Raw genomic sequence first — 20,146 nt, forward strand, 5'->3', positions numbered from 1 at the left:
GTTATCATTTATATGTTGTTTCTACACTACTTTCAATGCATTCGAATTGATTTAATCAATGACCAGCTTTGCTATAGTTTCACGATGATCATAACTATTCCCTAATATCGCAGCGGCACGTCGAATGCGTTTGAAAAATAAATGCATGTCATTTTCCCACGTATAACCGATTCCCCCGTGCATTTGAATGGCATCCCCTGCGATTTTGATTGAATGGGAGGATGCATATGATTTAGCAATTGAAACCGCTTCTTCGGCTTCTTTATGATTCATATCCAGCGCCCAAGCACTATAATCAATCGCTGCTTTCATACTTTCAATTTGTGTAAACATATCTGCAGCCATATGCTTCAATGCTTGAAAAGATCCTATCGCCACTCCAAATTGTTTTCGCTCTTTTAAATATTGCAAAGTGGAGTGCATCATTCTTTCACTCGCCCCCGTTAATTCTGCAGCAAGCAATAACGAAGCTATTCGTTTCAGTTCCTTCATCTTTTGGTTACCGACTCCCATTCCCTCTGCTAATACGATGGAAGATTGATCAAAAGCATAATCATGAAGTGCTACCTCATATAAAGGATATGTCTCATCCATAGATTGATTATTAAGAAAATTTAAATGATTGCTTTTTGCATCAATGAGAACCAGTGTCTCTTCTTCTTGACTGGAAAAACCACCGCCTAAAACTCGGATTGATGCAAGGATCAAGTCAGCATCTTTAGCAAACGGGACTTCCTTGAGGATGCCGTTCGCAACATAATGATTTTCACCTCTTTTTTCAACCCTCGCTTCCGTGCTCGTCCACGCAATCGTAGGAAGTGTTCTCCCTGTTTCAATATTCGCAACCATTTTGGCTTGAATGTCACTTGTGGACAATAAAGCGTTCACCAAAGTGGCTTCAATATACGGGTACGCCAACAATGCACGACCAGCTTCTTGTGCAAAAATCACTCCAGGAATCATCCCTTTATTTTCATCGCTAGCTAGATCAAACATACTTAATATCCCTTGTTGAGCGATTAGTTTACGTATCTCTTGACTCATTTCACTCGTTTTTATAAAATGACGAACATGTTCAATTGTATTTTTTTCTTTCAGCATATCCCGTATACTGCGTTGCAACATTACTTCTTCATCATTATAAGAAAACTCCATTTGATTCACCTCAACTCAATCATTTTTGACTAGATGAATCTTTCTTCCTTAGCATTCATTTCGCGGAAAAAGTGATCCATCCCTTATAGATTTATCTCATGATTCGATTCTTTCGATAACAAGGGCGGTTCCAGTCCCTCCCCCGCCACTTACTGCAATTAACCCTCGCTTCTTTTCCTGTCTTTCTAGCGCATCGATCATTGTGGACACAAGCATACCGCCTGTAGCCCCTAGTGCATGTCCCATTGATATAGCCCCACCATTGACATTGATTTTTTCTCCGTCAATATTCAAGTCATGTATATATTTCAAAACAGTTGCGGCAAAAGCTTCGTTATATTCAAAAAGGTCAATATCTTCTACGGAAAGCTTGGTTTTCTCTAATATTTTTTCAGTAGCTGTTTGTCCACCTGTCAATAGATATGGACTCGCTCCAGCATTCACCACTCCAATAATTCTTGCTCTTGGCTTCATCCCTAAAGAATGCGCGGCTTCTTTATTCCCTACAAGTAGTAAGGAAGCTCCATCGGCTAAAGAGGGTGAGTTCCCTGCATGATGCAGATGTTCAATTTTATTTAATTCCCGGAAAGCTCGATAGATTTTGCTTTCTGCTTCCCCTGCACCAATTTTGATAAAAGAAGGTGTAAGCTTCGATAATGTTTCCATAGAGCTGTTTTCACGAATTAACTCGTCATGATCGAGCAACAGATTTTTTTCATCGTCATAAACAGGAACGATCGAGCGGGAGAAACAGTTTTTTCTTCTCGCTTCTGCCGCCCGCTCTTGAGATTGAACAGCATATTCATCTAGCTGACTTCGAGAAAAACCTTCTAAAGAGGCGATGATGTCAGCCGAAATGCCCATCTGCACAAATCCAGTTTGCGCACGTACTTCTTCGTCAACAAACCAAGCACCCTTATCAGCGAACATAGGGACGCGTGAAACAGATTCTACCCCACCTGCTAACACCACGTTTTCCATCCCCGAGTGCGTTTTTAGCGCCGCCATTCCTACCGCATCCAAACCAGAAGCGCAGAAACGATTGATCGTTACTCCACTAATCGATTCCGGCCATTCAGCATAAAGAGCAGAGATTTTAGCAATATTAGCCCCCTGATCGTTCACTTGCGTCACACAGCCGAGAATAAGATCCTCTACGATCTCCTTATCAAAAGAATGACGATTCTCTATAGCAGCAAGTAATTGTGAAACGAGTTTTATCGGTTTAACAGGAGCTAAAGACCCTTCTTTCTTTGCCATGCCTCTCGGTGTGCGAATCGCTTCGTAAATATAAGCATCCATTTGATGATCACCACTCTCAAAATTTTGTTAGCTATACTCAATTTCCTGTTCTTCAAGTACTTGCTCGCGTAAACGATGTTTCAATATTTTCCCTACAGGATTACGAGGGAGCTCCTTATAAATTGCGATATATTCTGGAATCTTATAGGTTGCATAACCATTCTCTTTAAAAAATGCGATTATTTCTTCTAAATCAATAGTTTCCTCTGGATTTTTCAATACAATACAAGCACAGGCTTTTTCACCCATCACTTTATCAGGAACACCGACGACTGAAACTTCCGCAATCTTTGGATGACTTTGTAAGAAGTGTTCAACTTCTTCTGGCGATATATTAATGCCGCCGCGAATAATAATATCTTTAGAACGCCCAACAAAACGGTAGAATCGTTGAACCCCATCTACTTCAACAATTTCAAATAGATCTCCGGTACAGAAAAAGCCATCTTTATCGTATACTTTGCAGTTAAGGTCCTCTCTTTTCCAGTAGCCTTGCAGCACACTTGCCCCTTTAATTCTCATTTCACCCGGCATGCCGCTCTCCGTAATGACTTCCCCCGTCTCTACGTCCACAATTCTGCTTTGAAAACGATGCGCAATTCTTGTTGACCACTCATATCCCTTTACACCAAAGCGCGGGAAGAAATTGGCGCGCTGCTCAGGATTGGGAATATCCCTTGGACCGCTTATAAACGTTGCTCCTTCATTCGAACCAAAATAATTGATAATATCAATGTCAAATTTTTCTTTCCACCCTCTTACCATCCAAGAAGAGAGTGGAGTGGATCCGGAACCAATAGCTCGCAAAGTTGAAAAATTCGCTTGCTTTAAGATAGCTTCATTATTCAGCATCATATTTAACAGCGCTGGTGGAGCTAATGTATACGTGGCGCGTTCAGTGGCTACTTGTTGCAAAAGTACCGGTAAGTCAAACGGATGGTGCATCATTAGCTTACTGCCGGCAATTAACCAAGGAACAAACATGCCGCCAATTCCTGCCATATTGACCATCGGAAATGTATTGAGCAATACGTCCTCTTCTGTAAATTCCGCAACATCAACCGAAGCGTAAGCGGAAATGAGCCATTCATTGTGACTCCTTGGAACTCCTTTCGGCTTTCCTTCTGTACCTGATGTCCAACAAATCGTAAAAATATCATTGGTTGTAGATGGATTCGCAGCTATTTCTTGTTGAAGATATTCATTATCTTCCAGTGATAACTCTGCTTGATCGATGGAGAGAACTCCTGCTGGAATAGCTTCGCCCCATGCAAAAATCGTTTCGATCGTTGGCAATTTCGATCGCATCTCTACAAATGTTTGCGCGGCATGGTAATTCAGAATGCGTGACATAGTAAGGACAGCCTTGGCTTCAACAAAATTAAGCAGGGTGTCGTATTCGTGCTCTCGATATTGAACGGGTAATGGCGTTACTATCGCACCAATTCGTAAAATAGCTAAATAAGAAATAACAATTTCAACGGTATTCGGTAATTGAACGGCAATAATATCATCTTTCTTAATTCCATGTTTCATCAAAATAGCCGCTAGCCGATCTGCTTCGTCACTAAGTTGTTGGTACGTGAGTCGTTTTGGTGCTTGATGACAAATGGTTTCACGATTGAGGGGGTCAATAATGGCCTCAACATGCGGTCGATTATTGACGTGATGACGGAATACATCATAGATAGTCTCTGTTCCCCACCATCCCTTTTCTTCATATTCTTTAATGATTTCTTTGCTTGCCAGTATCATTTCCACTTCTCCCCCTTTAGCTACGCAAGTTTCTATTAGCCGATCTGCTTACTTTATGCATCTCCCCCATAGAAATTTTCCCCAGAAATCCACGTTGCATGGAAGCCCATTGGAACCCGTTGCGGCAACGCAATTCTAGCAATTGGCTCCAGTTCGAAATGCTGTGCATCTAAGATGATCAACTCGGATTTATTTTCTTGTTCATTATAAATATAAGAAAGAACATACCCATCATCTTCTGATTCGGCATTTTTCTTTGGTGCGAATGCTGCTTCCGTTCCATAGTGCTGAGGCGCGAACATATGCTTCTTCGAGGCGCCTGTCCATGTGTCATATTTAACTAAACCCGTAAATTTTAGCGTAACCGCTGAATCAATATAAACATTATAAGAATAGCGCCCTTTTCGTCCCAGATAATTTAAGTTGGTGACTGGGAACTCTGTATTCATATCACAAAGTTCCCCTTCTTTTACTGCTCCAGTTTTTGTATTTAAACGCCAGTAGTACAATTGCGCATTCAACTGTAAAAATTGCATCATCCGTTCAATATCGCTTTCGCCCGCATGTTTTGGCGGCTCTGGCTCTTTTACCCGGCAACCGATAAGAATAATTTCATCACCTTCTTCCCATGCGTTGATTGTATGGTAGATATAACAAGGATTGGCTTCGTACCAGCGAATATCTTCCGAAGCTCCGTACCTTGGAATCACACCAAAACGACTCGGCATATCACGATAGAACTCAACCTTATAGCGCCCTTTTTTCAACGCTTCAAAATTGTTGAATAACGGTAAATCCATCAAAATGGAATGGTTTTCTGTAATCCACATGTCATGAGGGTTTCGCGGTCCAGGCAATTCGATTGGCACACTATGCACATCTTTTCCATCTGCTGAAACAACACCATACATCATATATGGAAATTTTGTTCCATAGTCAAAGAAAATAAATTCTCCCGTATTTTCATCGACTTTTGAATGGGCAGAAACGCTTGATTTTAATTGACCATTAAAATCTTCTACTCCAATCGTTTCCAATGTTTTCGCATCAATGCGGTAGGGCTCACCAGAAATGTACCAAAGACTGAGCAGATTATGATTGTGATAGACAACATCCGTATTAGAAGTGTTTTTCAACCTTTCAAAACTTGGATTTTTTGATACGTCTTCCATTAGCCCGACCCATTCAGATTTCTTCGCTTGATCTTCATGCTGATAACCTTTTGTTTGAACATAACGATTTCGATAACTCACTTTTCCATCTTTAATATAGACAGCATGTAACATTCCATCTCCATCAAACCAATGATGGCGCCCCATCGGCTCATACTTTGGATTCGGGCCATTACGGACATACGCACCACTAAAGTCAGTAGGGATTTCACCTTCAATCACTTGTAGTTCCTCTACGAATAGTTCTTCATCAATCGGTGCATATAATGGGGCTTTTAAATAAGGATTAAATTCCACTTTACTCATCAGATTCGCTCCTTTTCACTGTTTTTCCATTGATTGTTTGTATTTAATTCGATTTGTGCTTCTTTATATTCTCGTTGTAAATGTTGAATAATTCCGGCAGCAGGTTGAACGCTTTGAATGGCTCCCACCCCATGCCCGGCCGACCAAATATCACGCCAAGCTTTTGTATCACTTTGTGGATTACTAAAATCAATCGAATCTTTCGGTGTTAACTTCTCAGGTACTAGACCTGCTTTTACAACACTTGGAATCAGCATGTTCGCATGAACGCCCGTGAAGGCATTCGTCAATAAAATATCGTCAAACTCCGCCTCCACAACCATCTCTTTATATTCTTGCTGCGCCATACTTTCGGCAGCTGGAATAAAGGAGGTTCCCATGTAAACAAGATCGGCTCCAAGTGCTTGTGCGGCTAAAATACCTTTTCCGCTCGATATGCCTCCTGCAAGGACAATGACCCCATCCCAGAATTGACGTACCGCTTCTACAAAAGCAAAGCCCGTCATCGCTCCTGTATGACCGCCCGCTCCGGAGCTGACGAGGATTAAACCATCCACTCCTGTTTGTGCGGCTTTCTTCGCGAATTTCACAGAGTTCACATCAGCAAATACGTATCCACCATAACTATGAACAACTTCCACCACTCGAGCTGGACTTCCTAATGCCGTTATCACAATGGGAGGTTCATAGCGGATTAACAGCTCCAATTCTTGTTGCAAACGATCATATGAACGATGGGCAATTATATTTACTGCCCACGGAGCAATTTTTTGGCCATTATTTGTTCTTTCTTCTAATGACCCTTTAATTGTTTTCATCCAATCTTCTAATTGTTCGATTGTTCGGGCATTTGGTGCTGGAAAAGCACTCATTACACCACTTCTGCAACAAGCCGTCACTAATTCCGGACCTGATACTAAAAACATAGGCGCTGATATAACCGGCAGTACTGTTTGGTCCCCGATTCTCCTCAAAATCACTTCTTTATTCCCCAAAAACTCTCCCCCTCTCTGATCCAAGCCCTTTCACAGTGAATAAATTGCAATTACCATGCCAACACCCAAAAACAGGTATTATCGCAAAACAACCTTCTTTTTGATTACTTTTATAATCAACTCTTTCTATTCCGATTCGATTTCGAATCAAAATAGGGCTTTCTTTCATTAAAAGACGATGTTAACGGAATCTAAAGGCTTGGTATACTTTTTGCATATTATTACCTGGAAACAAAAATGACTATGGAATAATAAGGGGGACAATGCGATGTTATTTTTCATCCGTGCATCAGTTCATCAAAAAGAACTGTCAAATGAGGGGCTTTGGGCATTATGGGAAAAGGAAATAGCAGTTGCTCGAAAAGCAATGGAACACAAAAAAATAATAAGTGCCTATAAAATTGCTGGACGGAAAGAAGTCATATTAATTTATCGAGCTGATTCACATGATGAATTAGATCGTGTTTTTACTGCACAACTACCATTAGCTAATTATTTAACCATTCAAGAAATGACCCCGATTCGGCCATATCTTGAGTTTGCAGAAGATGTTATTAACCGATGGAGCAAAAAATAAAGCGATTGTTTGAGGAGGAATAGGATGAAAATCGAAAAAATTACGTATATGAGTGATGGGATTGCATGCAGTGGATTACTTTATATTCCGTCTGGAGAAGATACAGCAACATATCCAGCTATCGTGATGGCACATGGATTTAGTCTTGTCAAAGAGGCTTACTTACCGAAGTATGCGGAAAAGTTTGCCGAGGCTGGATTGGTTACGCTCATTATCGACTATCGTAACTTTGGAGAAAGTGAAGGAGAAAACCGACAGCATATGGATCCTCTAGAGCAGATTAAAGATTATCGACATGCGATTTCATGGGTTTCGTCACATCCAAATGTACAGGAAGATCAAATTGGGATTTGGGGGACTTCTTATAGCGGAGGACACGTTTTACAGGTGGGAGGACTCGATCGTCGTGTAAAAGCAATTGTTTCACAAGTCCCAACCATTCGTGGCTGGATTGGTATGGAGAAAAAAATGGGAAAAGAAAATATGCACGCCTACATCGAAAAGCTGATTGCCTACCGTAAAGCACGCTATACTGGTGCACCTGTTGAACATATTCCTGTTGTCAGCAAAGATAATCAAAACTGTGCACAAACGCATCCTGAAGCATACCCGTGGTTTACAAAAATGTCTAAAGAGGTTGCTCCTACTTGGAAAAACTATATTACACTTGAATCTATGGAACATTATTTAGAATATTTTCCCGCTGCTAATATGGATATCATCTCACCGACGCCATTGATGATGATTGTTGCAACAGAAGACGGAATCACGCCACCTGACGCAGCTATTGAAGTGTTTCATTCGAAAGCAAAGGAGCCTAAAAAACTTGTAAAATTACCAAAAGGTCATTTCGATGTTTACAATGGTGAAACATTTGAGGCTGCACAACAAGCGGCTACAAGCTGGTTCGTAGAGCATTTACGCAAAGGAGTGAGAAAATGACTCTTCCAGCATATATCCAACCCACTGTTGAAGATTGGCTTACACAATTCCACTTTTCTACTCACACGAAGGTTCGAGTTTGTGAAACAGACTTATTTGGCCATGTAAACAATACAAGTTACAGTCCATACTTTGAACAAGGACGTGCTGATTACCTCGAGCATTTTGGGTTCTATGATTGCGGACTAATGTTTGTCGTTGGCGATATATATTGCCATTTCCACCGTGAAGCTTATGTGCGTGAGGAATTAATCATCAAAGTAAGAACTTCTAAATTCGGAACAAAATCTCTCACTTTGGAAAGCGCAATCCTTCGAAAATCAACAGGTGAACTGATTGCATCCAATTGGTCAACACTTATATTAATGGATAGCATCACCAGAAAAACCATTGCCCTGTCTGATTTCGTCAAAGAATCGATACGAGAATTAGAAAAAGATGAATCTTTAGTTTAGTAGCATTCCAAAAAGCATACATAGAAAAAGCGTGATTTGAAAAAAGATTGATCAAAACACGCTTTTTCTAAATTCAATTGAATCATCCTTTAATAAAAAAGTTTGATAATTTTTATCATCCTTGCTCAACTAAAGCGCCTGTTTGTTTAAGTACACTTCTTCACAAAAATCTAGGAAATAACCACCACACAATAAGAATAATACTTACTATCGCCCAAACAGTGGTTCCCACTATCCTCCAAACTATGAATCGGGTAGCTGAACCTTGATGGATCTTACTTTCCATATTTCTTGTTATAAAACCAAGAAAAACAAATCCGATTGTAATGAATCCAACAGCTATCAAGATAATAAATCCAGTTTTTATCCCCCTTTTTTGTTAATCACTTCCACAACTTGTTATGTAGTTTAAGTACACTCCATCACAATTTCTATACGTTTCATAGCACAAAAAGTTCTGACAAACTTATTTAACAATATGGCCCGTTTGTGGAACAAGAAAAAACTCTGCATATATCAACACAGGATTTTTAATCAAACTTTTTTATAAACATCTCAACTTATTTCAAATCCACAAAAAGGATTGAAATTCAGAATATTTAGTATATTATTATTCATATAATGATCGATTCCATAACGAATCATTTAGAACAGATTGAAAAAGAGGTGAACACAATGGACACTATTTATTCACTTGCTTTTCTTCATAGCTATGATGGGATTTGTATTTTTGATAAACATGGTTTTGGTCTTGAGATTAACAAAGCGGCCGAACGTATTACAGGTTTTAGTCGTGATGAATTTGTTGGAGAAAATATTGCATCGGCGATTGAAAAAGGATATATTTCAAAATCAGTAACGGAGCCGATTTTGAAGGATAAACGTCCGCATACAGAAGTTATCAGTATTCGCGGGGTTGAAACGTTAGTTACAGGAAACCCTATTTTTGATTCAAAGGGGCAAATAGACTACGTCGTTCTCAATGTACGCGACATTTCTGAATTGAAAAACGTCAAAATTGATTTGCTTTTATCCATTGCATTAAAGCGAAAGAATAATGCGAACCCACTTTTCCTTCATCCAGAAACACTTCCTTCCGTACCGATAGCAGGGAATATCATCGCTTCTAGTCCTAAAACTCAACATATTATTCGCCTAGCTACAAAAGTCGCTAAAGTAGATTCTTCTGTGCTTATTTTAGGAGAATCTGGCGTCGGTAAAGAAGTTATTGTCAAACTAATCCACCAGCAAAGTCTAAGGGCAGAATACCCGCTCATCAAAATCAATTGTGCTGCCATCCCTCAACATTTACTAGAATCCGAATTATTTGGCTATGAAAAAGGGGCCTTCACAGGAGCCAACCAAAACGGGAAACCTGGACTTTTTGAGGAAGCAAATGGCGGAACAATCTTTTTAGATGAAATCGGCGATATGCCAATTGATCTTCAAGTGAAACTATTACGTGTTCTACAAGAATATGAAATTCGAAGAGTTGGTGGCCGAAAAGATGTCAAGATTAATGTTAGGGTTATTTCCGCGACGAATAAAAACTTAGAACAATTGATTAAAAATGGCGAGTTCCGCGAAGACCTTTACTATCGATTGAATATAGTTCCCTTAAACATTCCTCCTTTACGTGAACGTGTAGAAGATATTAAACCACTAGCGCATATGATCTTAAATCAGACAAACCAAAAATATAATTTTCATAAGCATTTTCAGCCCGGTGTTATTGAATTGTTTGAAAAACATTCTTGGCCTGGGAATATCCGCGAAATGGAAAATATGATTGAACGGCTAGTTGTCACCTCCGAGCAAGAAGAAATTACTTGGAGCGACCTTCCTTTCATTGCGGAACACCCAAGTCTTTCTGGAAGTTATTCATTGAAACACACACTTGAAGAAGTAGAGAAGAAAATTATCCTCGAAAAAATACAAATGTATAAAACAACGCGAAAGGTTGCAAAAGCGCTTGGTATTAGCCAATCTGCAGTCGTAAAAAAACTGCAAAAATATAAACTTCACATTTAGTCGTGCATTCATTCATATTGTTACCGAAAAGGACACATCTTAACAAAGAAAGTGCCACCGTAATGCAGACTTTAGTGCAGATAGAATAGAACGGCTGATGCAGGAAGGGGGAATATAGAAATCTTCCTCCCTTTCTTTTATAATATCTAGATGGGAATTCACCGCCAGCTTTGGCCACTCTATTTACATGTTATAGTTACTTGTTTACTATTTTCACCTTTATTGAATGGTACAATGTGGCTAAAAAAGTGGCTATCATCGGCGCTGCGACGACAACCGATAGCAAAAAGATCACATGAAATATATCGCTAAGCGTACCCGCTGTGATCTCTTGTATTTTGACAACAAAAAATGAACAAACTTTTGCTTGTTCATTTTTTGCGTTCGTTAGGCAATTTAATAAGGGTAGACTAACCATTTTTTAAATTTGAATATCGCTCTTTGCTTCATCACCATTATTTAACAGATTTAATGTAGACGCATGAACTTGCACCGTTTCTTTGATTTCCTTTCCTAAAAACTTGGAAAATAAAAAGCTAATTCAGTGATAGCCGAACATAATAATCCAGCAATCACTATTTTCTTTCTATTTAACCTAGTCGTTTTAATGTTTGATAGACGGTAGACTCGAACTCAATGAAACCTAAGTAAGAAGCCACATCATGAAACGGTAATAATTGAGAGGCGAAAAAACCACCTATTCCATTTTCGCGGTCAATCCAATAGTATAGGTTACCAAGTCCCGCCCACATTAATTGGCCTGCAGGACGTCCTGTTGGAGTTGGGTCCTCATTGACTTGAAAAGTGTAAGCCCATGACTTTCGAACACCTGGATAAAACTCACCAGCATTAGTTAGTGAAGAATCAGATGTAATCCATCCACCGCTCTTCTTATTTCCAAGCCCATTTCGAGACATTTTTTCTACTATTTCTGGTTTTAGAATGCCAGCACCGTCATTTAGAATCATCCGGATAAACTTCATGTACTCGCCAATACTAGCATACAATCCATGTCCACCCATGTCCATTTCAGGAGGGTCTGGAAAAACAAGATCAGGTTGTGCTGTGATACTGCCATCCTGAAAACGCGTATGAATAGTTGCAAGACGCTCTTTCATTGATGGTGTCAAAGTGAAGCCGATGTCCGTCATACCAAGAGGAGCAAAAATATGTTCAGCCATCACTTTGCTCAGTCGCTTGCCCCGTACAGCTTCGACAATTTTACCAACCCAGTCGATGTTGACGCCATAATTCCAGCGTTCTCCTGGATCAAATAGAAGCACACTTTTGATTGAATCGAAAGTATTTGTGAGAATTGAAGGTGTCTCCTTAGCTACACGATATTTTCGATCCTCATGACTGAAGAAATCATAACCAAAGCCCCCCGTATGGAGCATTAGCATATTAATTGTAATGTCTGTCTTTGGTTCCCTAAGTTTTGGATTCCCATTACTATCGAATCCTTCAAGAACTTTAATCTCAGAAATCTCCGGCACATATTTCTTGGCTGGATCGTCCAGACTCACCTTTCCTTCATCAACCAATTGCATTAATGCTGCACCAGTAATAGCTTTTGTAGTAGAAAATAGGGTAAACATCGTATCAGTTGTCATCGGTGTTTCCTTACCGAGCTCACGTACCCCAGCTGCACCTTCGTAAATATTCCCTTCACGATCAGTTACCATTGCAACAACTCCTGGTATCCCTCCAGCCCTCCCTACGGCATTCTGCAAAACATTATCAAGAGAACTCTTGAGATCATTCATGACTGCTTGTCTCATCATAAGCTTCACCCTCTCCTTTTTTAATTTTATAGATTTCTATATTTTCTGAATATTTAACTTATTAAATAAATACCATATAGGATATATTTTGTCAATTTTTGAACATCTAACATCCTCTGATTAAGCGTGAAACATTGCATTAGAGGTCACAAGAAAGGTTTGACAAAAATAAAAACAGGAGGTACATATCGTATTCTCCTGTTAAAACAAATTATTAATCTATATTCTAAAAGGCATAAGTGTTTTTCACTTTCTTCTAGCAGGAATTAGATGATTGGCCAGTAATGAAATAGCTAAAAATGAATGCACCATCTTGATTATTCTACCTTCTCAAGAAAAGGATCAAAATAGTCAAACTCATCGACACCATTCGGGATGATAGTGCTTATTCTTGTTAACTCATCCACGACTTCTTTCGCCTTCTCGCCAAATACCGGGAGCGGCTGATAGTTGTTTTCTGTTTCACTATCATTAGAATTTTCTAAAGTCGGGACAATTCTTAGTCCTTTCATTACTACTGAACCGTCTTCCTTAGCGAATTTGAGACGGAAGATCGCTGTTTGCCTTGATTTTAACGTCGGATCAGCGCCGAAAGCGTAGTCTCCCATGCTGTAAATGATATATTTCCCGTTGTACTTTTCAACACTTTGCAAACGATGAGGATGATGACCAATGATAATATCGGCTCCAGCATCTAAAGCAGCATGTCCAAATTTCGTTTGATAGAAAGCGGGCGTCTCCATGTATTCGATCCCCCAATGCATGTTGACAATGACTAAATTATCTTTTCTTTTATACTTCTTCACATCCCTAATAATATTTTCAAGGTACGAGTCCGCTGACTTTCTGTATCTATAATCATAGCCTAAAAAAACAGTTTCAACATTTTTAATTTTTCGAACAAGGGGCGTCCCTTCATTAAAAACAGCAATGTCCTGCTCCTTGAAAGCTTTCAATGTATCGCGATATCCTACTTCAAAATAATCCATTGTATGGTTGTTTGCTAAGTTCGCCGCTTCGATCCCGCTCGCTGGCAAAAAAGCCGCATATTTAGGATGACTTTTAATTCTCCACATTTTTTCTTCAGCCTTCGTCTCGGTTGTAAAGGCGCTTTCTGCGTTGATCACAGTGTAGTCATCCGAATTAAACCATGGCAGGCTATTTTTATACACATACTGATTATCGCCGTTATTCTTCTCAAAAACATAGTCGAACTGCAAATGCTCAGGAGCCTCTGGATACGTGCCAAACGAATTATCCCCTACCATACTAATCGTAATTTGCTCATCTTTCCTTTGTCCCTGCTCATAATTAGCCGCTGCGGCATAAAACCAAGTGTATGAATCGATTTCTTTCAAACGCAGCGAAGGATCCGCTTCTTTTGCTTGTGCTAGAGCAGACAGATAGTTCGGATACACTCGACCTAACGCTTTTTCATCAGTATTTTCCTCCCGGTAGGAATCCACTGCTTTTAAAGAAGAACTTAATATTTTCATATATTGCCCTATGGCATCGTCTTTCACCTTATATTGATTGATTTGAGAAATCAGTTCCTTTGTTTTCTGCTCAGCTTCGGATGACCCGCCCGATGAAGCTAATAACTGTAAAACCTCATTAGCTTGTTTCGATAATTTCTCGACGGCTTCTTTTGTAAGATCTTTCTGTTCAACTTTTTTATTCTGACTCTGTGCATCAGATACGGATGATTCTTTTCCTGTAACCGAAAAAACACCACCTACTCCAAGCAAAATGACAGCAATCATCAGCCATCCTCTTTTTCTTAATTTCTTTTTCATCGTTCCCCTTCCTTTTCTCTCATTACTAGGCAAGCTTCAGTTTCTCATTTATGCTAGCCCTTTATTCATTACTCAGTTCTATGTTACCATGTATTTGTTTATTTTTTATATTTTCCCATAATAAATATGCAAAAAAAGACATTTTCTCGTAAAAAACATTTACGCGAGAAATGCCCTCTATGAAAAAGAATATTATATTCGACTTCATTGTTTATATAAACAGACAAATTTTCACTTAAACACCATGTTAATAATACCCAAAATCATACTGAAAAAATTACTCAGCTAGTTATAAACGCTGAGATGCAACCTATTGTATTATTTAACTAGAGGGTCCTTCTCGATCTCTTTTAAAATTAAACGCTCTCCCTCTGTAACATCCACTAATGATTTAATCTGATGCTTATCCTTCTTCAAGTCAATGATCATCATTTGATCTTTATTGACTGCATATAAATAATCATCCTCATGTAAATATCCTGTGACATGATCGAATAATGATCCACCTTCCTCTCGATGAAACACGGCATATTCCTTATGGGCTTTTCCTATCTCATAATCACTGTCCTCAAAAAAAACGATAGTATCCATCCCTCGATAATCGCCCCAAACAAATACGATTGCGAATATTATTACAGGAATAAGCATGGCTAAAAAAGTAATTGTCAATATTGTGTTAACAGCTACCTTCTTAATAGTTTTACTCAAAAGATCATTCCTTTCAAAAATAGAGTAGTAATCTTTCGTTTCTAATTAATAGCATAACATTTTCTGCTAAAATTCTTTCAATGTAGTTCCTCAACAGTCTTTATCTCACACTCTTTCCAGCCAAAATCAAAACACCAAAGAAGAAGAAACGGTCAGTAGCCATGTAAAAAAGATAAACAAATCCACAAGTTCAAAAAAAGGAATAAATATCTCTTGCACATTGAACTCTCTTAGAGACGATATTATAAGAAAAAATAATGATAAACGGTAGATACATAAAGCAAGCCCCTAAGAAACAAAAAAGCGTGTGAATAATACGCTTATCACTATCGTTTTTTTAATTGTAAATTACCTTTATTAAACATAATAAGTCCATTAATTCGCTCATACAGAGCATATAAAGGATATAGCAGACCAATAAACACGATAAAGGGAGGTACTTTTTCAATAGCAGGTATTATGCCAGACAGCAAAGATATTAATATTTCTGTTAAGTAAATAAAGAAAGGTATTATTGCTATCAAACCAATTAGAAGGTATGGAGTTACTTTTGTTTCCTTTAACTTGACTTTACAGTACGGGCATTTCATAGTAAAAGGGGATGAAAAATCCTCGAAATCATCAAGTGTTATTGCTTTTTGACAATTTGGACAAGGTACAGATGTTCTCATAATAATCTCCTTACAAAAGAATTTACCTTAGTATAAATAGGGATGATCCATTTAGTAAATAAAGAATAGTAGTATTCAAAAGTGGACAGTTCTGTTGAAAACAATAAAATGAGTTGATCGGCATTGTTGAAAGGAATTTTCTTCTAAATAAATCATCAATGGAATTATATAGGGATCCCTGAAGAACCAAACGGATATACTGTGATCCTTTTAGGGGGCTCCGTTGAGTTTGTTTCGGAAAATGATACCGATTGGCACCAAAACTCTAACAAAAAAGACTTGCTTTCCTCTCTATTTCACTCCGGCTACACTGTGCCTATTCTAATGCGCATAATAAAAATTACGGAAGTCCCACTGCTGTAAATGATATTAAAAATCGGCATAATTTTTTATTCATGAAGAAAAGTTGGATCCGATTGTTCACCTGTTTACTCTTAGTATGCGCGGTATTTTAGGGTTGAGATTAATGATAGAACGCTCAATTCCCATCCGTTCCGTAGCCTTCTCACAGCCCCTCTTAAATCTTAAAGCACAACGTCAGTACGAGAATGAGTTAATTATAAAAAATCAATTAAATACAGTATGAAAAATAAGAGAAAACAGTTAAAATAACAACAAATCAACGAAAAAAGGGATTGTTACACTTGAAACAGATCAAAATATATCAAGTATCCTTGTACCCAATAGTAGTTTTTATGCTTACCGGCGGAGTGATGTTGTTCTTCTTTTGTGCTAGTTGGATAAACGAGGTACTCCCTAATCTATTTACCTCTTTAATTATGCTGCTTTTTTCATTTCTACTCTTAGGCTATTCTTTCTATTTTTTAAGAAAAAGAAGCGAAGGCAAAGGGTTTTATTGGGATGATGAGGGAGTAGTGATCGACTTGAAAGGAACGAAAATCTATTGGGAAGAAATTGAGAGTATTCAATATGTCACCACAAGAGGCATGCAATCAACCGTGATTTATCCGCATTTATACCTATCACGAAAAGATTAGAGCTCGCCGCAAGAAATTACTGCCGATAACGGCCCACTCCGTTGATTGGTTTTTCGTAAAAAATCCAAAAGAATGGCATAAGAATTTGAAGAAGGCTTGGGAAGAGAAAGGGCATTAAACACATGTTATCTCCAAGTACGTTTTGACGGTAGCCCTGAACAAAACTACACATAAAAAAAGGCGCTCCTATCGGAAGCGTCTTTTTTATATCGGAACAAATGTTCGTTTTATAAAACAATCAAAGTAGGCGTTTCTATATTTCGATTTTGATATTATTAGTATAAAATATTTTCCATTATAAGTCTATACCTTTCTAGAAAAATCATCTATATTTTGTATACCCAGCCGGTAATTTTAACAGAGATAGAAAGGGATGATCATGTGGGAATACGTCGATGGAATCATAATTTAAAAGTTCGGTTAATTGGTGAAGGGCTGTTTAATATGTTGTTCTGGATGTACTTTCCCTTTATAACCGTCTATTTTGGCCAAAAATTAGGTAATCATATTGCTTGATTTACTGATGATAGCCCCTCCCATTTTCAGCATTATCGGAAGTCTGCTTGGAGGTGCTTTAACCGACCGATTAGGACGACGTCCCGTAATGTTATTAGGTGCCTTGCTTCAGACAGTCATGTTTACAGCGTTTGCCATGTCATCGTCCCATTGGATTGATTACATGGCTTTTATCGGAATTTGGTTAGGCGGTGCCATTTATCAACCAGCGAGCTCCGCGATGGTTGCTGACTTAGTTCCTGCACAAGATCTTCGTGAAGTTTTTGCAACATTCGCAACAGTTAATAACATCGGAGCCGTTCTTGGCCCGGCACTTGGAGGTATTTTCTTCTTGCATTATCGCCAAGAATTGTTGTGGACGTGTGCCTTCGTCTTATTGCTATATTTTATAGCTATCTACTTCATGGTTCACGAAACATTGCCACTCTCGCAGAAAAAGCTGAAAAATGTAGCTTCCATTGCCCACACATTCAAAGAACAATGGAAAGGATATGGCGTTATTTTTCGCGATAAAGTGTTTCTAGTGTATATTCTGGCAGGTATCCTTGCGCTAATCCCGATTATGCAATTAGATCTTTATTTGCCCGTATACGTCATTAACCATGTTCCTTCTCAGACGCTGTTCATATGGAATGGTGCGGCACTTACACTATCAAGCACAGAGATATATGGATGGTTAGTCGGGGTTAATGGCCTTTTGTTTGTCCTATTTATTCTTCCAGTTACGAAATGGTTGCGTCACTGGAAAGAGCGCAATATCTTTATCTTGTCAGCCCTATTGGCCGGATTGGGCACCTTCTTCGTTGGTTTGAACAACAATATATGGTTTCTATTCTTCGTTACAATCATCTTTACCTTTGGTGAAATGGTACGCTCTCCGGTGACACAGAGCTTTATTAGCCACTATGCCCCTGAACATGCAAGAGGGCAGTACATGGCAGCTGATAGTTTGCAGAACACGCTAGGAAAATCTTTGGCGCCTGTGACTGTTTTCCTGTCTAGTTGGATTCCCGCTATTGGTATCTTCAGTATTATTTTGGGGTTTGCGCTCATGAGCACCTTATTATACATTCAATTATTTAGAATGTATGGGGAACAGCAAGAGGAAGAATTTCTCTTAAAACAATAAACAAAGGGAGCTAAAACAATCACAGGTTAGTTTCAGCTCCCTATTTTTCTACTCTACAAGTTAAAAACGATTGAGTCCATTTTATTTTGCTTAGTTAGTTTTACCGCCCCAAAAATCATTAAGATTGTTCCACCATTTTAATGAGTCTTTCTTTAAGAATTGCTTAAAAACACTTGTATCTATTTTGTCAGTAAGAAGTTGATTTTGCATACCTTCCAATAATCCAATTGTTGAAGCCTCTTTAACATAATCGTCACCACTTGTGTGCAGTAATTCTATTACTTCAAACACTGCTGGGAACTCACCTATTTTGTTTTGTTTTTATAAATCTATAATATGAGCAGAGAAATCGGATAGGTCGATATAAAGTAAATGCTCTTCTCCTGTTTCATAATTGTCTATTCAACAAAAAAAGCGTTAATCCTTCTTCGATTAGCGCTACTGTTTATTTAAGTACATTTTTTCACAATCTGTTTACCTTTATTTTTTATTTCTAATCTTGAAACCTAGCTTTAGTTTAACTCACGAACAATCTAATGGTACTTCTATTTTTATCTATGTTGATTTTCATAATATGCTTCATCCGCATATTTCTGGTCTGTTCCTTTAAGATAAGCTAATATCATTTTCGGACGTTTAAGTAAAACCCAGTCTCCATGTTTATCAAACTTTCTGCTTGAAGTTATCATCCCATTTTGAATCGTCCCGTATTTTTTCCCCTTCTTTTTTCCCCACACTTTTAACCGTTTAGCGAAGTCTGCATCTTCTGCCATAAGCATATTTTCATTAAATCCCTCAATCGATTTAAAATCCTTTTTATAGCACCAAAAGATTCCCACGGAAATTGCTCCATATTTAAATAATAGTGGCCCAATTAATAATAAGGTTGAAACAAAAATACCTAAAGACATTCTTTCAAATTTTCCTGTAACTCCCCCGCCAATGTACTTTCCAGTGGTTAAGTTCTCCTCTACCTTAAACAACACATGTTCGTTCATCTGTGTATCTGCATCAATTGTAAGGATGATTTCACCTCTAGCTATTTCAACACCTGTGTTCCTAATCTTAGAAAGGTTTTTGTCGTTATTCTTTATTGTGATACATTTATACGATTTTGCAATTTCTTCCGTCCTGTCTGTACATCGATTTAACACAACAATAATTTCAACTTGATTTTTAGTTAGTTTTGAGGCTTTTAAAATAGATTCTAAGCATTTTCTAATGTACCTTTCTTCATTATGGGCGGGTATTATAATTGAAATTTTTATATCCTCTTTATTTTTATCTTCTGAAGAGTTCTCCTTTTCGATCATGAAATAGCTCCCCCTTTAAATGAAACAATTTTTATTTCTGTGACTGTAACTTGAAACAACCGAGAGTGAATGATGTGGTCATTAAAGTAAAATTTATCTATAAAATTCACCACATGAAATTTAAGCCTATAACAAACACCACCCTTATTAGAAATCGGTTTCACTTGAGAAGATGAATCGGTTAAGCTGAAAATCGGATCGATATAGCTTATATTGCTAAAAATGGAGCTACCCTTTAAACAGAATAGCTCCATTTTTAATTCCCCACCTGCCACGGTCGGTTCGCTGTTCGTGGCTTTTGCATCTTTTGTTTGGTCCCAAGCTGTTCGCGTGTCATCCTCTGCGGCTCCATTCCACGTTCGATGCGATTCATTAACTCCTTTGAAGCCGTGGATACTAAAGGAGGAGCATAGATGCGCACCGATTCTCGTTGGCATGTTGGACAATCAGCTTGTCCTTTACTCCCGCTTATTGATTTAAAAAACAAGGTGAAATCACCGCATACTTGGCATCTAAAGGTGTAGCTCGGCATACTACTCCC

At 38.4% G+C, this 20,146-nt stretch carries 16 protein-coding genes and 2 pseudogenes; 6 read left to right on the forward strand and 12 right to left on the reverse strand.

From position 1 onward, the window contains the following. Positions 1–51: 51 nt before the first annotated feature. The 5 genes from IRB43_RS12090 to IRB43_RS12110 form a co-directional block, all read right to left on the reverse strand. On the reverse strand, positions 52–1,155 hold the full coding sequence (locus IRB43_RS12090) for an acyl-CoA dehydrogenase family protein (protein ID WP_203363740.1): 1,104 nt from the start codon (positions 1,153–1,155) through the stop codon (positions 52–54). Positions 1,156–1,251: 96 nt separating this feature from the next. After that, positions 1,252–2,457, reverse strand: a complete 1,206-nt coding sequence (locus tag IRB43_RS12095; RefSeq protein WP_203363741.1) for an acetyl-CoA C-acetyltransferase — start codon at positions 2,455–2,457, stop codon at positions 1,252–1,254. 27 nt (positions 2,458–2,484) lie between these two features. Continuing rightward, positions 2,485–4,212: a class I adenylate-forming enzyme family protein gene (locus IRB43_RS12100; protein WP_238941994.1), complete on the reverse strand. Its 1,728-nt coding sequence runs from the start codon at positions 4,210–4,212 to the stop codon at positions 2,485–2,487. 53 nt (positions 4,213–4,265) lie between these two features. Further along, positions 4,266–5,690 carry a carotenoid oxygenase family protein gene (locus tag IRB43_RS12105; protein ID WP_203363743.1) on the reverse strand — a complete coding sequence of 475 codons (1,425 nt, stop codon included), beginning with the start codon at positions 5,688–5,690 and terminating at the stop codon, positions 4,266–4,268. Then, on the reverse strand, positions 5,690–6,685 hold the full coding sequence (locus tag IRB43_RS12110; RefSeq protein ID WP_238941983.1) for an NAD(P)H-dependent flavin oxidoreductase: 996 nt from the start codon (positions 6,683–6,685) through the stop codon (positions 5,690–5,692). Before IRB43_RS12110 ends, IRB43_RS12105 begins: the two co-directional genes overlap by 1 nt. A 268-nt stretch (positions 6,686–6,953) precedes the next feature. On the opposite strand from IRB43_RS12110, the gene IRB43_RS12115 reads away from it, so the two are divergent. The 4 genes from IRB43_RS12115 to IRB43_RS12130 all read left to right on the forward strand — a co-directional run bounded on the left by IRB43_RS12115 (position 6,954) and on the right by IRB43_RS12130 (position 10,690). Continuing rightward, positions 6,954–7,262, forward strand: coding sequence for a muconolactone Delta-isomerase family protein (locus IRB43_RS12115; RefSeq protein ID WP_203363744.1), 309 nt, complete (start codon positions 6,954–6,956; stop codon positions 7,260–7,262). A 24-nt stretch (positions 7,263–7,286) separates the two neighbouring features. Beyond that, positions 7,287–8,204: an alpha/beta hydrolase gene (locus IRB43_RS12120; RefSeq protein ID WP_203363745.1), complete on the forward strand. Its 918-nt coding sequence runs from the start codon at positions 7,287–7,289 to the stop codon at positions 8,202–8,204. Further along, positions 8,201–8,659 (forward strand): acyl-CoA thioesterase, encoded by a 459-nt coding sequence (locus IRB43_RS12125; RefSeq protein WP_203363746.1) that lies wholly within the window; start codon positions 8,201–8,203, stop codon positions 8,657–8,659. The genes IRB43_RS12120 and IRB43_RS12125 overlap by 4 nt, the downstream gene beginning before the upstream one ends. Before the next feature lie 675 nt (positions 8,660–9,334). Next, positions 9,335–10,690, forward strand: a complete 1,356-nt coding sequence (locus IRB43_RS12130) for a sigma-54 interaction domain-containing protein (protein WP_238941984.1) — start codon at positions 9,335–9,337, stop codon at positions 10,688–10,690. Between the two features lie 590 nt (positions 10,691–11,280). Here IRB43_RS12130 and IRB43_RS12135 read toward each other — a convergent pair. From IRB43_RS12135 to IRB43_RS12145, 3 genes are all read right to left on the reverse strand, one after another. Continuing rightward, on the reverse strand, positions 11,281–12,474 hold the full coding sequence (locus IRB43_RS12135) for a serine hydrolase domain-containing protein (protein ID WP_203363748.1): 1,194 nt from the start codon (positions 12,472–12,474) through the stop codon (positions 11,281–11,283). A 317-nt stretch (positions 12,475–12,791) separates the two neighbouring features. Continuing rightward, the gene (locus IRB43_RS12140) at positions 12,792–14,270 is read right to left on the reverse strand and encodes a CapA family protein (RefSeq protein ID WP_238941985.1); all 1,479 of its coding nucleotides are present in this window, start codon (positions 14,268–14,270) and stop codon (positions 12,792–12,794) included. A gap of 318 nt (positions 14,271–14,588) precedes the next feature. Further along, positions 14,589–14,978: a hypothetical protein gene (locus IRB43_RS12145; protein ID WP_203363749.1), complete on the reverse strand. Its 390-nt coding sequence runs from the start codon at positions 14,976–14,978 to the stop codon at positions 14,589–14,591. Positions 14,979–16,293: 1,315 nt separating this feature from the next. Between IRB43_RS12145 and IRB43_RS17885 the strand changes: the two genes are divergently transcribed. Further along, positions 16,294–16,647, forward strand: coding sequence for a hypothetical protein (locus IRB43_RS17885; RefSeq protein ID WP_238941986.1), 354 nt, complete (start codon positions 16,294–16,296; stop codon positions 16,645–16,647). A gap of 381 nt (positions 16,648–17,028) precedes the next feature. Then, positions 17,029–18,292: pseudogene (locus tag IRB43_RS12155) on the forward strand (MDR family MFS transporter). 90 nt (positions 18,293–18,382) lie between these two features. On the opposite strand, the gene IRB43_RS12160 reads toward IRB43_RS12155, so the two are convergent. From IRB43_RS12160 to IRB43_RS18265, 4 genes and pseudogenes are all read right to left on the reverse strand, one after another. Beyond that, the gene (locus IRB43_RS12160) at positions 18,383–18,601 is read right to left on the reverse strand and encodes a DUF7674 family protein (RefSeq protein WP_481748146.1); all 219 of its coding nucleotides are present in this window, start codon (positions 18,599–18,601) and stop codon (positions 18,383–18,385) included. A 242-nt stretch (positions 18,602–18,843) separates the two neighbouring features. After that, complete coding sequence (locus IRB43_RS12165) at positions 18,844–19,605, reverse strand: glycosyltransferase (protein ID WP_203363751.1); 762 nt, start codon at positions 19,603–19,605, stop codon at positions 18,844–18,846. Then, positions 19,602–20,042: a hypothetical protein gene (locus IRB43_RS17890; RefSeq protein ID WP_238941987.1), complete on the reverse strand. Its 441-nt coding sequence runs from the start codon at positions 20,040–20,042 to the stop codon at positions 19,602–19,604. Before IRB43_RS17890 ends, IRB43_RS12165 begins: the two co-directional genes overlap by 4 nt. Positions 20,043–20,071: 29 nt before the next feature. Next, positions 20,072–20,137, reverse strand: a pseudogene (locus IRB43_RS18265) (zinc ribbon domain-containing protein); the annotation flags it as partial. Positions 20,138–20,146 lie beyond the last annotated feature (9 nt).

It is taken from the genome of Bacillus sp. REN10 (genome assembly GCF_016820555.1).
Classification (GTDB): Bacteria; Bacillota; Bacilli; order Bacillales; family Domibacillaceae; genus Bacillus_CE.